Source organism: Streptomyces sp. NPDC054765 (assembly GCF_053612065.1).
In genome coordinates, this window is record NZ_JBSHBP010000007.1 from 50,943 (window position 1) to 69,483 (window position 18,541).

General features: G+C 71.7%; 12 protein-coding genes. 7 read left to right on the forward strand and 5 right to left on the reverse strand.

The annotated features are described in order from the left end of the window. Window positions 1-46: 46 nt before the first annotated feature. A complete protein-coding gene (rpsA, locus tag ACWGJY_RS07050) occupies window positions 47-1,564 on the reverse strand; it encodes a 30S ribosomal protein S1 (RefSeq protein WP_453259749.1) in 1,518 nt (505 codons plus the stop codon). Window positions 1,565-1,942: 378 nt separating this feature from the next. On the opposite strand from rpsA, the gene ACWGJY_RS07055 reads away from it, so the two are divergent. Together ACWGJY_RS07055 and ACWGJY_RS07060 are read left to right on the forward strand one after the other, a co-directional pair. After that, complete coding sequence (locus ACWGJY_RS07055; RefSeq protein ID WP_453259750.1) at window positions 1,943-2,764, forward strand: class I SAM-dependent methyltransferase; 822 nt, start codon at window positions 1,943-1,945, stop codon at window positions 2,762-2,764. Between the two features lie 104 nt (window positions 2,765-2,868). After that, a complete protein-coding gene (locus ACWGJY_RS07060) occupies window positions 2,869-5,520 on the forward strand; it encodes an ATP-dependent RNA helicase (protein ID WP_453259751.1) in 2,652 nt (883 codons plus the stop codon). Between the two features lie 51 nt (window positions 5,521-5,571). Here ACWGJY_RS07060 and ACWGJY_RS07065 read toward each other — a convergent pair whose 3' ends face one another. The 3 genes from ACWGJY_RS07065 to ACWGJY_RS07075 all read right to left on the reverse strand — a co-directional run bounded on the left by ACWGJY_RS07065 (window position 5,572) and on the right by ACWGJY_RS07075 (window position 9,004). Continuing rightward, window positions 5,572-6,585: a DUF3068 domain-containing protein gene (locus ACWGJY_RS07065; RefSeq protein WP_453259845.1), complete on the reverse strand. Its 1,014-nt coding sequence runs from the start codon at window positions 6,583-6,585 to the stop codon at window positions 5,572-5,574. A 108-nt stretch (window positions 6,586-6,693) separates the two neighbouring features. Next, window positions 6,694-6,828, reverse strand: coding sequence for an SPW_0924 family protein (locus tag ACWGJY_RS07070; RefSeq protein ID WP_362608132.1), 135 nt, complete (start codon window positions 6,826-6,828; stop codon window positions 6,694-6,696). A gap of 331 nt (window positions 6,829-7,159) precedes the next feature. Beyond that, the gene (locus tag ACWGJY_RS07075) at window positions 7,160-9,004 is read right to left on the reverse strand and encodes a lytic transglycosylase domain-containing protein (RefSeq protein WP_453259752.1); all 1,845 of its coding nucleotides are present in this window, start codon (window positions 9,002-9,004) and stop codon (window positions 7,160-7,162) included. A 216-nt stretch (window positions 9,005-9,220) separates the two neighbouring features. Here ACWGJY_RS07075 and ACWGJY_RS07080 point away from each other — a divergent pair, with 216 nt between their 5' ends. Then, on the forward strand, window positions 9,221-9,520 hold the full coding sequence (locus ACWGJY_RS07080) for a hypothetical protein (protein WP_453259753.1): 300 nt from the start codon (window positions 9,221-9,223) through the stop codon (window positions 9,518-9,520). Window positions 9,521-9,642: 122 nt separating this feature from the next. Here the strand turns inward: ACWGJY_RS07080 and polA are convergent, their stop codons facing one another. Beyond that, on the reverse strand, window positions 9,643-12,381 hold the full coding sequence (polA, locus tag ACWGJY_RS07085; RefSeq protein ID WP_453259754.1) for a DNA polymerase I: 2,739 nt from the start codon (window positions 12,379-12,381) through the stop codon (window positions 9,643-9,645). A 285-nt stretch (window positions 12,382-12,666) separates the two neighbouring features. Between polA and ACWGJY_RS07090 the strand changes: the two genes are divergently transcribed. The 4 genes from ACWGJY_RS07090 to ACWGJY_RS07105 all read left to right on the forward strand — a co-directional run bounded on the left by ACWGJY_RS07090 (window position 12,667) and on the right by ACWGJY_RS07105 (window position 18,541). Continuing rightward, window positions 12,667-14,967 (forward strand): FdhF/YdeP family oxidoreductase, encoded by a 2,301-nt coding sequence (locus ACWGJY_RS07090; protein WP_453259755.1) that lies wholly within the window; start codon window positions 12,667-12,669, stop codon window positions 14,965-14,967. Window positions 14,968-15,111: 144 nt separating this feature from the next. Then, window positions 15,112-15,585, forward strand: a complete 474-nt coding sequence (locus tag ACWGJY_RS07095; protein WP_453259756.1) for a PaaI family thioesterase — start codon at window positions 15,112-15,114, stop codon at window positions 15,583-15,585. A gap of 499 nt (window positions 15,586-16,084) precedes the next feature. Beyond that, window positions 16,085-17,305, forward strand: a complete 1,221-nt coding sequence (locus tag ACWGJY_RS07100) for a branched-chain amino acid ABC transporter substrate-binding protein (RefSeq protein ID WP_453259846.1) — start codon at window positions 16,085-16,087, stop codon at window positions 17,303-17,305. 306 nt (window positions 17,306-17,611) lie between these two features. Beyond that, window positions 17,612-18,541 carry a branched-chain amino acid ABC transporter permease gene (locus tag ACWGJY_RS07105; RefSeq protein ID WP_453259757.1) on the forward strand — a complete coding sequence of 310 codons (930 nt, stop codon included), beginning with the start codon at window positions 17,612-17,614 and terminating at the stop codon, window positions 18,539-18,541.

Genomic DNA, 18,541 nt, shown 5'->3' on the forward strand with positions numbered 1-18,541 from the left:
AGGGGAGCGGGCCTTCGCCTATCGGCTAGTGCCTATCGGCAAGAGCTCAGCTCTGGCCGCCGGCCAGCTTCTCGCGGAGCGCGGCGAGGGCCTCGTCCGACGCCAGGGCGCCGGAGTTGTCCGCCGACTCCGAGGAGTACGAGCCGCCACCGGTGTTGCCACCGCCGGCGTTGCCGCCGGTCGAGGCCGCCGGCGCCGCAGCGCCCTCGGCCGCAGCCTGCTCGTCGGCCTCGCGGGACTTGATGACCTGAGCCTGGTGCTGCTCGAAGCGCTGCTGCGCCTCGGCGTACTGGTTCTCCCACGCCTCGCGCTGGGTCTCGTAGCCCTCGAGCCAGTCGTTGGTCTCGGGGTCGAAGCCCTCGGGGTAGATGTAGTTGCCCTGGTCGTCGTAGGACGCGGCCATGCCGTACAGGGTCGGGTCGAACTCGACCGCCGACGGGTCGGCACCGAAGGACTCGTTGGCCTGCTTCAGCGAGAGGCTGATGCGGCGGCGCTCGAGGTCGATGTCGATGACCTTGACGAAGATCTCGTCGTTGACCTGGACGACCTGCTCCGGGATCTCGACGTGGCGCTCGGCCAGCTCGGAGATGTGGACCAGGCCCTCGATGCCCTCGTCGACGCGCACGAACGCACCGAAGGGAACGAGCTTGGTGACCTTACCCGGGACGACCTGACCGATCTGGTGGGTCCGGGCGAACTGCTGCCACGGGTCTTCCTGGGTCGCCTTGAGCGACAGGGACACGCGCTCGCGGTCCATGTCGACGTCCAGGACCTCGACCGTGACCTCCTGGCCGACCTCGACGACCTCGGAGGGGTGGTCGATGTGCTTCCAGGACAGCTCGGAGACGTGGACGAGACCGTCGACGCCGCCCAGGTCCACGAAGGCACCGAAGTTGACGATCGAGGAGACGACGCCGGAGCGCACCTGGCCCTTCTGGAGGGTGGTGAGGAAGGTCTGACGGACCTCGCTCTGGGTCTGCTCCAGCCAGGCACGGCGGGACAGGACCACGTTGTTGCGGTTCTTGTCCAGCTCGATGATCTTGGCCTCGAGCTCCTTGCCCACGTAGGGCTGAAGGTCGCGGACGCGGCGCATCTCGACCAGAGAGGCCGGGAGGAAGCCACGGAGGCCGATGTCGAGGATGAGACCACCCTTGACGACCTCGATGACGGTACCGGTGACGATCCCGTCCTCTTCCTTGATCTTCTCGATGGTGCCCCAGGCGCGCTCGTACTGGGCGCGCTTCTTCGAGAGGATCAGGCGGCCTTCCTTGTCCTCCTTCTGGAGGACCAGGGCCTCGATCTCGTCACCGACGGCAACGACCTCGTTGGGGTCGACGTCGTGCTTGATCGAGAGCTCGCGGCTCGGGATCACACCTTCGGTCTTGTAACCGATGTCGAGCAGGACCTCGTCCCGGTCGACCTTCACGATGACGCCGTCGACGATGTCGCCGTCGTTGAAGTACTTGATCGTCTCGTCGATCGCGGCGAGGAAGGCTTCCTCGTTACCGATGTCGTTGACCGCAACCTGCGGGGTGGTGGCGGTGGTCTCGGTGCTGCTCGTCATGTGGGAAAGGGCTCCGGTACGGACATTGAAGTCGTAGGTACTGCTACGCCGAGAGCCCGTATCGCCTCTGCATAAGCCGGACAGTGTCAAAGACGTATTCACCGGAAGCCCGTAGATGCCGGAGCATCCGGAGCAACCCGAAACGCCTCAAAACCGAGGGGACATACATACAGATGCGAGCGCGGCCTGCTCCGTCTGAGGCGCGCAAGCCCGCAGCGCAACTTGTAGCATACGGGGGCAGCCGGACCCGGTCAATGCGCGAACGCGCACACCGGGGGCAGAACGCCCCATAACCGGCACACGCGATGTTCCGCGAGGTCGAACGGCCTCACAGTCCCTGCAGCTACAAGCAGAACGAACACTACGACGACGGGCGCGATGAACCAAGACCACGAGCCGGAGGCGACCCGCCGTGACGCCTCAGACACCGAAAGCAGCCGGGCCAGCCGGGGCTGGTGGGACCGCAACGCGGACGAGTACCAGAGCGAGCACGGCGCGTTCCTGGGGGACGACCGGTTCATCTGGGGTCCCGAGGGGCTGGACGAGGCGGACGCCGCGCTGCTCGGACCGGCCGCCGAGCTGAAGGGGCGGCGGATCCTGGAGATCGGGGCCGGTGCGGCGCAGTGTTCCCGCTGGCTGGCGGCGCAGGGTGCGCTGCCGGTGGCGCTGGACCTCTCCCACCGGCAGTTGCAGCACGCGCTGCGGATCGCCGGAGATCCGTCGGGCGGCGGCGTCGAACTGGTGGAGGCGGACGCCGGGGCGCTGCCGTTCCGCGACGCCGGCTTCGACCTCGCCTGTTCCGCGTACGGTGCGCTGCCGTTCGTCGCCGATCCGGTGCGGGTGCTGCGCGAGGTGCGCCGGGTGCTGCGGCCCGGCGGCCGGTTCGTCTTCTCCGTCTCCCATCCGGTCCGCTGGGCCTTCCCCGACGAGCCGGGGCCCGAGGGGCTGTCGGTGGGGGCGTCCTACTTCGACCGCACGCCGTACGTCGAACAGGACGAGTCCGGGCGGGCCGTGTACGTCGAGCACCACCGGACGCTGGGCGACCGGGTGCGGGACGTGGTGGCCGCCGGATTCCGGCTGGAGGATCTGGTCGAGCCGGAGTGGCCGGAGTGGAACACCCAGGAGTGGGGCGGCTGGTCCCCGCTGCGCGGGCATCTGATCCCGGGGACGGCGATCTTCGTGTGCTCGGCGGAGTCTTAGCGGAGTCTTAGGGGCGGAAGCTTGGGCGGAGGCCGGAGGGGAAGCCGGAGAGGGAAGCCGGAGGGGCCCGTCCGGCGGATGGTCCGGGGCGGCAGACTGGGGGCGTGATCCGTCGTGACGCCCTAGGCCAGTTGCCCGTACGCACCGCGCTGCCCGCGCTGCGCGCCGCCCTCGACGGGCCCGGTGCCGCGGTGCTGTGCGCCCCGCCGGGCACCGGCAAGACGACGCTGGTGCCGCTCGATCTGGCGGGTCTGACCGGCGCGGGGCCGGTGCGCCGGGTGCTGGTGGCCGAGCCGCGCCGGATCGCGGTCCGTGCGGCCGCGCGGCGGATGGCGTGGCTGCTGGGCGAGAAGGTGGGTGACCGGGTCGGGTTCACGGTGCGTGGGGAGCGCCGGGCCGGGCCCCGTACCACCGTGGAGGTCGTGACCACCGGAGTGCTGCTGCAGCGGCTGCAGCGCGATCCGGAGCTGGCGGGCGTGGAGGTGGTGGTGCTCGACGAGTGTCATGAGCGGCATCTCGACGCCGATACGTCCGCGGCGTTCCTTTTGGACGTACGGGAGACGCTGCGGCCCGAGCTGCGGCTGGTGGCGGCGTCGGCGACGACGGATGCCGAGGGGTGGGCGCGGCTGCTGGGTGGCCCGGAGGGGGCGGCGCCGGTGGTCGAGGCGACGGGCGTGTCCCACCCCGTGGGCGTCGTATGGGCGCCGCCGGAGCGGCCGGTGCGGCCGGCGCACGGGATGCGGGTCGATCCGGCGCTGCTGGCGCATGTGGCGGCAGTGGTGCGGCGGGCGCTGCGCGAGCAGACGGGTGATGTGCTGTGTTTCCTCCCCGGTGTCGGGGAGATCGGGCGGGTCGCCGGGGAGCTGGCCGGGGTGGACGCCGAGGTGCTGCAGGTACACGGGCGGGCGGCGGCCGAGGTGCAGGACGCGGTGCTGGCGGGCGGGAGCGGCGTACGCAGAGTGGTGCTGGCGACCTCGGTGGCGGAGTCCAGCCTGACCGTGCCGGGCGTGCGGGTGGTGGTGGACAGCGGGCTGGCGCGGGTGCCGCGGACGGATCATGCGCGCGGGCTCAGCGCGCTCGCGACCGTGCGGGCCTCCCGGGCGGCGGGCCGGCAGCGGGCCGGCCGGGCGGGGCGGGAGGCGCCGGGTGTGGTGTACCGCTGCTGGCCGGAGGGAGAGGACGGGCGGCTGCCGGCGTTCCCCGATCCGGAGATCAAGGTCGCCGATCTGACGGCGTTCGCCCTGCAGTCGGCCTGCTGGGGCGATCCGGCGGCGGCCGGTCTGGCGCTGCTCGATACGCCGCCTGCCGGTGCGCTGGCCGCGGCGCGGGAGGTGCTGACGGCGATCGGCGCGGTGGACGGAACCGGCCGGGCGACGGAGCGGGGCGTGCGTATGGCACGGCTCGGACTGCATCCGCGGCTGGCGCGCGCTTTGCTGGACGGCGCATCCGAGGTCGGCGTACGGCGGGCCGCGGAGGTGGTCGCCCTGTTGAGCGAGGAGCCGCCGCGGGCGTACGGGGACGATCTGGCGGCCGCGTGGCGCACCGCGCGACGGGGCGGCGACGCCTACGGAGCGAGGTGGCGGCAGGAGGCGCGGCGCCTGGCCTCGGCGGCCGGGGGGCCGCGGGCCGGCTCGGGTACGGGCGTCCACGGCGGATCCGGGGCGGACGCCGATGCGGGAGCCGGGGGCGGCGTGGCGGCAGCCGCCACCGATGATGCGGTCGCCGGGCTCATTGCGGCGTTGGCGTTCCCGGAGCGGGTGGCACGGGCCCGCGGGGCCGGGAGTTACCTCATGGCGTCCGGGACCGGGGCCGATCTGGCGGGGGCGGGTGCGGGTCCGGGGACGCAGGCCGGGTGGGGGCACCGCGCCGGCTCTTCGGGGGACGCCGGCGGGTCGGGGCTGCGGGATGCGGGGTGGCTGGCGGTCGCGGTGGCGGACCGGCCGGTGGCGGCGGTGTCCGCGCGGGTGCGGCTGGCGGCGGTGATCGATGAGGAGACGGCGTGTGCGGCGGCGCGGGCGTTGTACGCCTCGGGTGAGGAGGTGCGCTGGTCGGACGGGGATGTGGTGGCCAGGAGCGTGACCCGGCTGGGGGCGATCGAGCTGGCGGCCCGGCCGCTGGCCGCGCCGGACCCCGGGCTGCTGCGGGACGCGGTGGTGGCGGGGCTGCGGCGGGAGGGGTTCGGTCTGCTGCGGTGGACGGCCGCCGCGACGTCGTTGCGGGAGCGGATGGCGTTTCTGCACCGGGAGTTGGGCGCGCCGTGGCCCGATGTCTCGGATGTGGCGCTGCTGGAGCGCGTCGAGGAGTGGCTGGGCGGGGAGCTCGGGCGGGCACGGCGGCGGGCCGATCTGGCGCGGGTCGATGCGGGGCAGGCGCTGTCCCGGCTGCTGCCGTGGGCGACCGGCGAGGCGGCTCGCTTCGATGAGCTGGCGCCGGAGCGTATCGAGGTGCCGAGCGGGTCGCGGGTACGGGTGGATTACGGTGGTGAGCAGCCCGTACTGGCCGTCAAACTGCAGGAGTTGTTCGGACTGCAGGCCTCGCCGCGGGTGGCCGGGGGGAGGGTGCCCGTGCTGGTGCATCTGCTGTCTCCCGCGGGGCGGCCGGCGGCCGTCACGGCGGATCTCGCGTCCTTCTGGCGGGACGGCTACCGGTCCGTACGCGCGGAGTTGCGCGGGCGTTATCCCAAGCATCCCTGGCCACAGGATCCTTCGGCGGCCGAGCCGACCCGGCATACGTCGGCGCGGCTCAAGCGGGGCTGAGGCCGGGGGTGACGGGGAACGGGAGCGGCTCACCGGTGGCATGTGTCCACGTTACGGGCGGCCACTGACAACGCCGTCGCCGGACGGCGGCGCGGAGGCGGGCCGGCAGGCGGGTGCGGCACGGGGGCGGCGGCCGCGGGCTTCGAGGTGCAGGCTCAGGGCGAGCAGTGCGGCGCCGAGAAGCAGGAATCCCCAGGGCAGGTAGCCGGTGAGCAGCAGCACGAGGGTGCGCTGCGACCTCACCAGGGCGACGGTGGAGTCGATGTAGTCGTCGCGCATCTTCACATGGCCGGCGAACGCGGTGACCTTGCCGCCGCCGGGCAGCAGATCGCCGCCGCGCAGCTCCTCCTGGTGGATTTCCTGGCCGTTGACGGGCGCGCCGGTGACCGGTTCCACCCAGAACGTCCGCTTGGTGGTGTACCAGCGGGTGGTGCCCATCTTCTCGACGGACTCAGGGGTGATGCCCTTGACCGGCATCTTCTTGGGGAGGGCGACCTTGGTCCAGGGGATGGTCTGCTCGAAGTAGTAGACCTCCAGGCCGTGGAAGGTGCGGGTCCCCTTGTAGTGGATGGGGGCCGAGGTGCGGGTCTGGGCGTCGAAGTAGTCGTAGTCGCGCTTCTCGGTGAGGAACGGCCACTTGTACTCGATGCCCTCGCGGCGTACGGGGTCGCCGTCGACCATCTCGCCGGTGGCGTGCACGGGCTCCTGGGAGTGTGCGTCGAAGATGTAGCGCTCGGGGATTTCGGAGACCATCTTGCCGTCGGGGCCGGCGACGTAGGACAGCGCGTCCCAGACGACGACGTCGCGGCCCGCGGACTGTTCGATGCGGTCGGAGGCGGCGACATCGCCCTTGAGGGTCTGCACGATGGTGACCTCGGGGACGCGCTCGGCCTTCATCGTCCCGTAGTTGAGGAGGGTGGCGGGCCTGGCCTCCAGGACCATGTCCTGGTACTGGCCGGGCGGGATCTTGGCGAGCCGTGGAAAGGCGTACCAGCGCATCAGCGGGGACAGGACGGTGAAGAACACGGCGAAGGCGAGCAGCACCAGGCTCGCCGGGCGGCGCATTCCTCGCGCTTGCCGGCGCCGGCCGGGGCCTGCGGTGGCGTTGTGGGCCGGGGGTTCGGGGGTTGTCCCACCGGTGGGCACGGTGCGGCGCATGGCGGTGGCCCTCCCTCAGGGGTGCTTGGGGACGGTGGTCAGCAGCGGCTTGGGGGAGGTGGTGCCGCTGGGTGCGCCGGTCGCCGTGAGGGTGAGGACGAGGGCGAGCGCCGCGGCCAGTCCGACCGCGGCTGCTGTCAGGGCGCGCATGGCCAGGCCTCCCGGAGAGCTGATACGGCGTCAGGGCGGTGGCACCGTAGCAACGGGCGGCCGAGATGAGAACACGTTGCACCGCCGTCCTGCCCTGGACGGAGGGCAGGACGGCGGTGCGGGGCCGGCGCGGAGGCCGGCCCGGCTGGTCGGCCGGGCCGGGGGGCCGGGCCGGGGCGGCCTGGCCGGTGGGGCGGTGACGGACCGGCCGCATGACGGACCGGCCGCGTGACCGACCACCGGCCGTGACGGACCGGCCGCGTGACGAACCGGCCGCATGACCGACCGGAGGGCCCGGTCAGGCGGCGCGGTCAGGAGACCCGGTCACCGGTCAGGAGGCGGCCGGGGCGGCGACCTTCAGCTTGACGGTGAGTACGGCGCCGTCGGCCGTGGTCAGCCGCAGCAGGAACGTGCCCGCGCGGGTGTCCGTGTAGATCTTCGGGAGCTTCAGCAGGCCGTCGGGGTCCGTGGTGAGCCCGGTGAGCGTGCGTACCGGCTTGTCCTTGTCGTCGCCGGTGGCCTCGGGGTCCTTGAAGTAGGGGCCCTCGTCGTTCTCCACGGGCTGCTCGGGGTCGTCGGTGACCATGGTCGCGGTGACCATCGCGCCGGCCGCGATCCTGCCCCGGTAGGTCGCCTTGACCTCGACGGCGTCCTCGGCGAAGGCATGGCCGGCGGTCGCCGTCAGCTCCTTGTCCGAGGTACGGGCGAGCCGGTCGGCCTTCGGGGCCGGCTTGGCCTTGACGGTGGCGCCGAAGGCGACGGCGGGGGCGGTGCGGCCCACGGCGGTGGCCCGGATGGTGAAGGCGCCGGCCTTGTCGCCCGCGCGCAGCCGGGGGGCGGTGCCGAGGCCGTCCTTGTCGGTGGTGACGGTGACGGTGGTGGCGTTGCCGGGGAAGCGGGCGTCGGTGGCGGCGGGGAGGGTGAAGCGGACAGGTGCACCGGCGACGGCCTTGCCCGCGGCGTCCTTGGCGCGTACCCGCGGCGACGCGGTGAACTCGGTGCCCGCGAGGGCGCTCAGGTCCTGGTCGCCGACCCGTTCGAGAGCCGTGAGCCGGGCGGGCCCGGTGGGGGGCTTGGGTGCGGGCTCCGGCTTGGGCGTACCCGTGCCGCCGGGGGTGTGGCCGGTGTTGCCCGGCGTGTGGCCGGTGTTGCCCGGCCCCCCGGGCCTGCCGTGGTTCTGCTGCCCCTTGCCGGGCTTGCCGGCGTCCGTACCCGATGATCCACCGGAACCCGGCTTCCTGCCGGGCGTACCGGAGCCGTTGCCGTGCCGCGCACCGCCGCCGGTCCGGCCCTCGCCGTCACCGCCGGTCCGGCCGTCGCCGCCCCGGTGCACCGGAAGGACGCCCCGGCCGTCCGGGACCTCGTGGGTGCCGTGGCGGTAGAACGCGTACCAGGACAGCACCGTCCGCAGATAGTCCTCGGAGTCGTTGTAACCGAGGACCGCCCGGTCCAGGTCGGCCTGGGACGACAGATCGCGGCCGCCGGCGCAGAGGTAGCGGCCCGCGGCGAGCGCGGCGTCGAAGACGTTGTTGGGGTCCTTCTTGCCGTCGCCGTTGCCGTCGGCGCCCCAACCGGTGCCGTCGGGGCCGCCCTTGGACCAGGTGGAGGGGATGAACTGCATCGGGCCCACGGCACGGTCGTGGGTGCGGTCGCCGTCGTAGCGGCCGCCGTCGGTGTCGGTGATCAGGGCGAAGCCGTGGCCGTTGAGCTGCGGGCCGAGGATCGGCTGAAGGGTGGTGCCCTCGGCGTCGACCGCGCCGCCGCGCGCCTGCCCGGACTCGACCTTGCCGATGCCGGCGAGCAGTTGCCAGGGCAGCCGGCAGCCCGGATCGGACGCGTCGACCGTGGACGCGGCCTTCTTGTACGCGGCGAGGACGGTGGCGGGCAGGCCGGCCTCTGCGGGGCCGGTGCCGATGGCGGTGCCCTGGCCGGTGCCGTGGCCGGTGCCGTGCGCTTCGTGGTGCGGTAGCGGCCTGTTGAGCGGCGGCCGGTCGGTGAAGTAGGCCGAACCACCGTCGATGGGGGTCCCGGCGGGCGGGGCCGGATCCTGCTTCCCGGCGGCCGCGACCTCGGTGGCGGCCGGCCCCTGAGAGGCGGTCAGGGCGGCGACCACCAGGGCCGCCACGGCCGTTGAGGCCGCTCCCCTTTGGAACCGCCTTCGGAATGTGGCTGCCATATGTGGTCCCCTCCGCGTTGCCCTACCGCGCCCATGACGCGGTATCGCGCTCCCCAGCGCTCCAACTCAGGCGAGACTACGACAACTCGGGCCCGGCATCTACCACCAACATCGGACACATAATGATCCGAAACGACCGAGGAGGGCGCCGCGCCATTCGCGCTCCGCCATGCCGCCGGGCTGCGGCTGCGGCTGAGCGTCTGGCTCGCGCTGTGCGTGCTGGGCGGCGCGGTACACCGCACCCTGCGGGCGCATGGCGTGTACGGCCCGGCGGCGGGCCGGTTCGACCACCTGCCGGCCGTGCTCTTCGGCGCGGGCGCGGGGCTCGCTGCCGGGCTGTTGTGGTCTGCGGCGGGCGTACGTCTGCTGGTGTGGCGGGAGCGCCGCTCCCGGCTTCTCCCCCGTCCTCCGGCAGCCCGCACGGCGGCCTCGGCGGCGGCCGGTACGACGACGGCGGGCCCGGAGGCCATGTCCACCCGGACGGCACCCGAACCCGCCGACCGACGCCACCGGTGAGGGACCGGCACGGCGGACGCAGCGGAGCGGGCGAGGGCGGCCGGAGCGGGGCGGGCGAACACGGCCGGAGCGGAGCGGGCGGTGCGCGCCCGCTCCGGCCGTCGCTCCGGCCTCTGCCGTGCTCAGTGCGCCGCCGACTCCCAGTCCTTGCCGGAGCCGACCGAGACATCCAGCGGGGCGCTCAGTTCGGCTGCCGCGGCCATCTCCCGGCGGAGCAGTTCCTCGACCTTCTTGCGCTCGCCGGGGGCGACCTCGACGACGATTTCGTCATGGACCTGGAGCAGCATCCGGGACTGGAGCTCCGCGGCCCGCAGCGCCGCGTCGACCCGCAGCATCGCGATCTTGACGATATCGGCGGCGGTGCCCTGGATCGGGGCGTTCAGCGCCATCCGCTCGGCCATTTCGCGGCGCTGGCGGTTGTCGCTGTTGAGGTCGGGGAGGTAGCGGCGGCGGCCGAGCATCGTCTCGGTGTAGCCGGTGGCGCGGGCCTCCTCCACCACACGCTGGAGGTAGTCGCGCACCCCGCCGAACCGCTCGAAGAAGTTGTCCATCAGCTTGCGGGCCTCGTCCGGCTGGATGCCCAGCTGCTGGGAGAGGCCGAACGCCGACAGGCCGTACGCCAGGCCGTAGGACATCGCCTTGATCTTGCGGCGCATCTCCGGGTCGACCTTGGTCTTGTCGACGGAGAAGACATGGGAGGCGACGGTGGTGTGCAGGTCCTCGCCGGAGGTGAACGCCTCGATCAGGCCCTCGTCCTCGGAGAGGTGTGCCATCACCCGCAGTTCGATCTGGCTGTAGTCGGCGGTCAGCAGCGACTCGAAGCCCTCACCGACGACGAAGCCGCGGCGGATCGCCCGGCCCTCGTCCGTACGCACGGGGATGTTCTGCAGGTTGGGGTCGGTGGAGGACAGCCGGCCGGTGGCGGCCACGGTCTGGTTGAAGGTGGTGTGGATCCGGCCGTCGGCGCCGATGGTCTTGATCAGGCCCTCGACGGTCGTGCGCAGTTTGGCCTGCTCACGGTGCCTGAGCATGATCACCGGGAGTTCGTTGTCGGTCTGCGCCGCCAGCCAGGCGAGGGCATCGGCGTCGGTGGTGTAGCCCGTCTTGGTCTTCTTGGTCTTGGGCAGGCCCAGCTCGCCGAAGAGGACTTCCTGCAGCTGCTTGGGCGAACCGAGGTTGAACTCATGGCCCGCGGCGGCATGCGCTTCCTTGACGGCCTGCTGCACCGCGCCCGCGAACTGCTGCTCCATCCGCTCCAGCCGGCCCCGGTCCGCGGCGATACCGGCCCGCTCCATCCGGGCCAGCAGCTCGCTGGTCGGCAGCTCCACATCGCGCAGCAGCCCGGACGCGCCGACCTCCGCCAGCTTCGCCTCGAAGGCCGTCCCCAGGTCGAGGACCGTACGGGCCTGTCCCATCAGGGCGTCCGCCTCGGCCTCCTCGTCCGCGCCGAACGCCAGCTGGCCGTCGCCCGCCGCGGCCGGGGCGAGATCCCGTCCCAGGTATTCGAGGGACAGCGCGTCCAGCGCGAAGGAGCGGCGGCCGGGCTTGACCAGGTAGGCGGCCAGGGCGGTGTCCGTGGTGACGCCCTCGATGCGCCAGCCGTGCTCGCCGAAGACCCGCATCAGGCCCTTGGCGTTGTGCATCACCTTGGGGCGGGCGGCGTCCGCGCTCCAGGCGGCGAAGGCCTGCTCATCGGCCTCGTCGAGCTGGGACGGGTCGAACCAGGCGGCCGGGCCGCCGGGAGCGGCCAGCGCCACCTCGGCGACGCTGCCGCTGCCCAGCGTCCACACATCGACCGTGGCCACGCCGAGCGGTCCCGTGCCGTGTTCGGCCAGCCACGGAGCGAGTTCGCCGGTGCCGAGGACCGTGCCGTCCACCTCGACGCCGGGCGCCGGGGACGTCTCCTCGGCGGCCTCGGCCGCTCCGGGGTCGACGGCGTGCAGCCGGTCGCGCAGGCCCTGGTTGCGGATCTCCAGCCCGTTGAGAAACACCGTGAGCGCCTCACGGTCGTACGCCTCGCGGGTCAGCTCCGCCGGGCCGCAGGGCAGCTCGACATCGCGCACCATCTCCGTGAGCCGGCGGTTGAGCTTCACGGCCTCCAGATGCTCGCGGAGGTTGGCGCCCGCCTTGCCCTTGACCTCCTCGGCGCGCTCCACCAACTCCGCGAACGAACCGAATTGGTTGATCCACTTCGTGGCGGTCTTCTCGCCGACGCCCGGGATACCGGGGAGGTTGTCGGACGGGTCGCCGCGCAGCGCGGCGAAGTCGGGGTACTGCGCCGGGGTCAGGCCGTACTTCTCGAAGACCTTCTCCGGGGTGAAGCGCGTCAGCTCGGAGACGCCCTTGGTGGGGTAGAGGACCGTGACGTCGTCGGAGACCAGCTGGAAGGAGTCGCGGTCGCCCGTGACGATCGAGACCTCGAAGCCCTGCGCGGTGGCCTGCTCCGTGAGCGTGGCGATGACGTCGTCGGCCTCGAAGCCCGCGACCGCGAACCGCTTGACATGCATCGCGTCGAGCAGCTCGCCGATCAGCTCGACCTGGCCCTTGAACTCGTCGGGCGTCTTGGAACGGTTCGCCTTGTAGTCGGCGAACTCCTCGGAGCGCCAGGTCTTGCGCGAGACGTCGAAGGCCACCGCGAAATGCGTGGGCGCCTCGTCGCGCAGGGTGTTCGCGAGCATCGACGCGAAGCCGTAGATCGCATTGGTCGGTTGTCCCGTGACGGTCGTGAAATTCTCCACGGGCAGGGCGAAGAACGCCCGGTATGCCATGGAATGCCCGTCCATCAGGAGCAGATGGGGACGGCCGCCCGCCGTCGCCTGCCCGCCGGTCGCTTCGCTCTTCTTCGCTGCCTTTGCTGCCACGCCCCCGATCCTGCCACGCCCCACTGACAATCCCCGCCGCGACGGCCACGGCTCCCCGCCGGACCGGGTCCCGTCCCTGTTTCCCGTCCCCCGCGTCCCCCACGTCCCCCACGTCCCCCGCCGGACGCCGCCCCCGACCGCTCCGCACTCCCCGCCCGCCCCGCGGAGCCGCACCCCCTCGCCCCTACACCGCCCCACATGTCCGTGACAGGATCTGATGCGTACGGCAACGATCCGCCGCGCCCGGCGGAGCGAGCATCAGCTCACGGCTCAAGGGAGAGCGCCATGGCAGGCAAGCCGCCCGCATCGGACCCCGTCCAGGACGCGCCCGAGGTCAGCGAACCCGAGCACTTTGCCGTGGGCCTGCCGGCCATCACCCACGCCCTGCGCATCTCCCAGCAGCAGATGGGCGTACGCCGTACCGCCCTCACCCTCCTGCGCGTCAACCAGCCCGACGGCTTCGACTGCCCCGGCTGCGCCTGGCCCGAACCCGACAAGCCGCACACCGCCGAATTCTGCGAGAACGGCGCCAAGGCCGTCGCCGAAGAGGCCACCCTGCGCCGCGTCACCCCGGACTTCTTCGCCGCCCACTCCGTCGCCTCCCTCGCGACCCGCAGCGGCTACTGGCTCGGCCAGCAGGGCCGCCTCACCCACCCCATGTACCTGGCCGAGGGCGCCGACCACTACGAGCCGGTGACCTGGGAGCGGGCCTTCGACATCGTCGGCGAGGAGCTGACCGCCCTCGACTCCCCCGACGAGGCCGTCTTCTACACCTCCGGCCGCACCAGCAACGAGGCCGCCTTCCTCTACCAGCTCTTCGCCCGCGAATTCGGCACCAACAACCTCCCCGACTGCTCCAACATGTGCCACGAGTCATCGGGCTCCGCCCTGACGGAGACCATCGGCATCGGCAAGGGCAGCGTCCGGCTGGAGGACCTCTACCAGGCCGACCTGATCATCGTCGCCGGGCAGAACCCGGGCACCAACCACCCGCGGATGCTCACCGCCCTGGAGAAGGCCAAGGCCGGCGGCACGAAGATCATCTCGATCAATCCGCTGCCCGAAGCCGGCCTGGAACGCTTCAAGAACCCGCAGACCCCGCGCGGCCTGGCCGGCGGCGGCACCGCGCTCACCGATCTCTTCCTCCAGGTCCGCCTCGGCGGCGACCAGGCGCTCTTCCGCGCCCTCAACCGCCTCGTCCTCGAGACCGACGGCGCCCTCGACGAGGACTTCATCCGCACACACACCCACGGCTTCGAGGAGTTCGCGCGCACGGCCCGCGCCGACGACGACTGGGACGAGACGCTGCGCGCCACCGGCCTGACCCGCGAGGAGATCGACCGGACCCTGGCCATGGTCCTCGGCTCGCGCCGCACCATCGTGTGCTGGGCGATGGGCCTGACCCAGCACAAGCACTCCGTCCCCACCATCCAGGAAGTCGTCAACTTCCTCCTGCTGCGCGGCAACATCGGCCGCCCCGGAGCCGGCGTCTGCCCCGTACGCGGCCACAGCAACGTCCAGGGCGACCGCACCATGGGCATCTTCGAACGGCCCGCGCCCGCCTTCCTCGACGCCCTGGAGAAGGAGTTCGGCTTCGCCCCGCCCCGCGAGCACGGACTCGACGTGGTCCGCGCCATCCGCGCACTGCGCGACGGACAGGCCAAGGTGTTCTTCGCGATGGGCGGCAACTTCGTCTCCGCCACCCCGGACACCGACGTCACCGAGGCCGCCATGCGCCGCGCCCGGCTGACCGTCCATGTCTCCACCAAGCTCAACCGCTCGCACGTCATCACCGGCGCCCGTGCGCTGATCCTGCCGACCCTCGGCCGTACGGAACGCGATCTGCAGACCGGCCCGGACGGGAAGCGCACCGCACAGTTCGTGACCGTCGAGGACTCCATGGGCATGGTGCACGCCTCCCGCGGCCGTCTGGCGCCCGCCGACCCCGGCCTGCTCTCCGAGCCTGCCATCGTCGCCCGCCTGGCCCGCCGCGTCCTGGGCCCGGACAGCCGCACCCCCTGGGAGGACTTCGAAAAGGACTACGCGACAATCCGCGACCGCATCGCCCATGTCATCCCGGGCTTCGAGGACTTCAACACCAAGGTCGCCCGCCCCGGCGGCTTCGCCCTCCCGCACGCCCCCCGCGACAGCCGCAGCTTCCCCACCGCCACCGGGAAGGCCAACTTCACCGCCGCACCCGTCGAATACCCCGCCGTCCCCGAGGGCCGGCTGCTGCTGCAGACGCTGCGCTCCCACGACCAGTACAACACCACCATCTACGGCCTCGACGACCGCTACCGCGGCATCAAGAACGGCCGCCGCGTCGTCCTCGTCCACCCCGATGACGCCCGCGAACGAGGCCTGGCCGACGGGGCGTACGCCGACCTGGTCAGCGAATGGACGGACGGCAGCGAGCGGCGCGCGGCCGGCTTCCGCGTCGTGCACTACCCGACGGCCCGCGGCTGCGCGGCCGCCTACTACCCCGAGACCAATGTCCTCATCCCGCTCGACCACACCGCCGACACCAGCAACACCCCCGCCGCGAAGTCCCTCGTGATCCGTCTGGAGAGCCCCCGCGAGGACTGACCGCCAAAGGACCGACCGCCAGAACTGACCGCCACCCGCCCGTCCGGCGGGAACAACAACCCCGCGCCGAGCGCTTGCTCAGCGGCCTGATAGGAACAGGCACGGATCGACGACGATCACGGGCGAGCGAACGGAGCCGTAGGCATGGGTGAGCGCAGCACGACCAAGTTTCCACAGGAGGTCCTCGACCAGTGGGCCGGCCTCGGCCTCGACCTGCCCGCGTTCTTCTCCGCCGGACACCTCGGCGAACGGATGAGCGTCCAGGTCACCGAAGCCTCCCCCGACCGCATCGTCGGCACCATGCCCGTCGAGGGCAACACCCAGCCCTACGGGCTCCTGCACGGCGGCGCCTCCGCCGTCCTCGCCGAAACCCTCGGCTCCGTCGGCTCCATGCTGCACGGCGGACCCACCAAGATCGCGGTCGGTGTCGACCTCAACTGCACCCACCACCGCGCGGCCCGCTCCGGTCCGGTCACCGGCGTCGCCACCCCCGTACACCGCGGCCGGTCCACCGCCACCTACGAGATCGTCATCACCGACGAACACGACAAGCGGGTCTGCACCGCCCGCCTGACCTGCATGCTGCGCGACACGGACGCCGACGCCTACCGCAGCTGACCCACTACAGCAGGCGCACCACGGCAGGCGCACCACACCGGCCACCGCCACGGCCCCGCACCCGGCCCCCGGGTGCGGGGCCGCACGCATTCCCGTAACGCTGCGTCACACGGACGACCTACGGGGCCGGCCCCAACTCCCGTACCCCCCATGGGCCCCGGCGCCGCCGCACCCACCCCATCCGCTATCCGGACGCCGTTTCGTCACCGCACGCCCATCCCCCCACGGAAGTGCGAGTTCACCCTCCGCACCGCGTTCACCCTCCGGCGTAAGGACCATAACGGCATAACGCTCATCGAAGGTCATAACAAGAGCGTCACATCCTCGTCAGCGACTCTGCCGGTGCGGCGAACACCGCTCTAGAGTCACCGCCAGTCACCGCGCCGCCGGGCACGCTGCGAGCACGGACCCTTTACGGCCCGTACAGCCCGGCGAGCGAAACGGCCATGCGACAGACGTGGCCGCGCCAGGGAAAGGACTGATCGTGCATCACCGTTCCTTGCTCATTCTCACCACCGCAGTCACCACCGGCGCCCTCACGCTCTCCGCGTGCGGCTCACGCGGCGACGACAACAAGAGCGGCGCAGGAAAGACCACCGTCGTGATCGGCCTCGACGCCCCCACCACCGGCGAACTCTCCGCGCTGGGCCTGGGCATCCGCAACTCCGCCCAGCTCGCCGTCGACACGGCCAACAAAGCCGGCGAGGTCAAGGGCGTCACCTTCAAGCTCGAAGCCCTCGACGACAAGGCCCTGCCCAACGTCGGCCAGCAGAACGCCACCAAACTCGCCGGCGACAAGGCCGTCCTCGGCATCGTCGGCCCCCTCAACTCCGGCGTCGCCCAGTCCATGCAGCAGGTCTCCCAGCAGAACGACCTCACGCTGATCTCCCCGGCGAACACCACTCCCGACCTCACCCAGGGCAAGGACTGGAAGCAGAACAAGCGCGTCCGCCAGTTCCCCACCTACTTCCGCACCGCGACCACCGACGAGGTGCAGGGCGCCTTCGACGGCCAGTACGCGTGGGAGAAGATGAAGGCCAAGAAGGCCTACGTCATCGACGACCAGAAGACCTACGGCGTCGGTCTCGCCTCCTCCTTCAAGGACCAGTTCAGCAAGCTCGGCGGCAAAATCGCCGGCACCGAACACGTCAGCCCCGACGACCGTGACTTCAAGGCCGTCGTCTCCAAGGTCAAGTCCGCCAAGCCCGACCTGGTCTTCTACGGCGGCGAGTACCCCGCGTCCGGCCCCCTCAGCCAGCAGCTCAAGGACGGCGGCGTCACCGCCCCGCTGATGGGCGGCGACGGCATGTACAGCGGCGACTACATCAAGCTCAACAAGAAGGCACAGGGCGACTACGCCTCCTCCGTCGGCAAGCCCGTCGAGCAACTCCCCTCCGCCAAGAAGTTCATCGCCGGCTACAAGGCAGCCGGCTTCAAGGAGGCCTACGAGGCCTACGGCGGCTCCACCTACGACGCGACCTGGGCCGTTGTCCAGGCCGTCAAGAAGGTCGTCGAGGGCAACAGCGGCAAGCTCCCCGACGACGCCCGCAAGCAGGTCGTCGACGCCATGAACAAGGTCACCTTCGACGGCGTCACCGGACCCATCGCCTTCGACAAATACGGCGACACCACCAACACCATGATCACCGCGTACCAGGTCGACAAGGGCGTCTGGGCCTCCCGCTTCAGCGCCGAATTCAAGAAGTTCGACAAGAGCTGACCGACCGCACCACCACACCACCCCGGGCCGCGCCAGGGCGCACGAACGACCCTGGCGCGGCCCGCGGCACACCGGGCACCCCGGATTCCCCTCGCTCCCGCCCGGCCCGGATCCCTCACTCCCCCTGGCCTGGGCCCCGCACTCTCCCGGGCCGGATCCCCGACTCCCGTCGGGCCTGGATCCCTCACTCCCCTCAGGCCGGGATCCCCCACTCCCCTCAGGACTGGATCCCCCACTCCTGTCCGGCCGGGATCCCCCACTCCCCTCAGCCCGGACCCCTCACTCCCACCCAACGGAGGCCCTGCGGTGAGCGAACTGCCGCAACAGCTGGCCAACGGACTCATCCTCGGCGCGATGTACGGACTCATCGCGATCGGCTACACGATGGTCTACGGAATCGTCCAGCTCATCAACTTCGCCCACGGCGAGATATTCATGGTCGGCGGCTTCGGAGCGCTCAGCGTCTTCCTCGCCCTGCCGGCCGGCACCTCACTCGCCCTCGCCCTGCCGGTCATGCTCCTCGGCGGCATCGCCGTATCCGTCCTCGTCGGCATCGCCGCCGAACGATTCGCCTACCGCCCGCTGCGCGGCGCCCCCCGCCTCGCTCCCCTCATCACCGCCATCGGCCTGTCCATCGCCCTCCAGCAAGCCATCTGGAAGTGGTACCCCGACGGCAAACAGGCCCGCGTCTTCCCCCAGTTCAAGGGCCACTCCTTCGACATCCTGGGCGCCACGGTCCAACGCGGCGACGTCTTCGTCCTGATCGCCGCCCCCGCCTGCATGATCGCCCTCGGCTTCTTCGTCGCCAGGACCCGCAGCGGCCGCGCCATGCAGGCCACCGCCCAGGACCCCGACACCGCCAAACTCATGGGCATCAACACGGACCGCATCATCGTCCTCGCCTTCGCCATCGGCGCCGCCTTCGCCGGCGTCGCCGCCGTCGCCTACGGGCTGCGCACCGGCGAGGTGCAGTTCCGCATGGGCTTCATCATGGGCCTCAAGGCCTTCACCGCAGCCGTCCTCGGCGGCATCGGCAACATCTACGGCGCCATGCTCGGCGGCATCGTCCTCGGCATCGCCGAAGCCCTCGCCACCGCCTACATCGAAGAGATCCCCGGCATGCAGCAATTCGGCGGCGGAGCCTGGAAGGACGTCTGGGCCTTCGTCCTCCTCATCCTCGTACTCCTCCTGAGACCACAAGGCCTCCTGGGCGAACGCGTCGCGGATCGGGCGTGA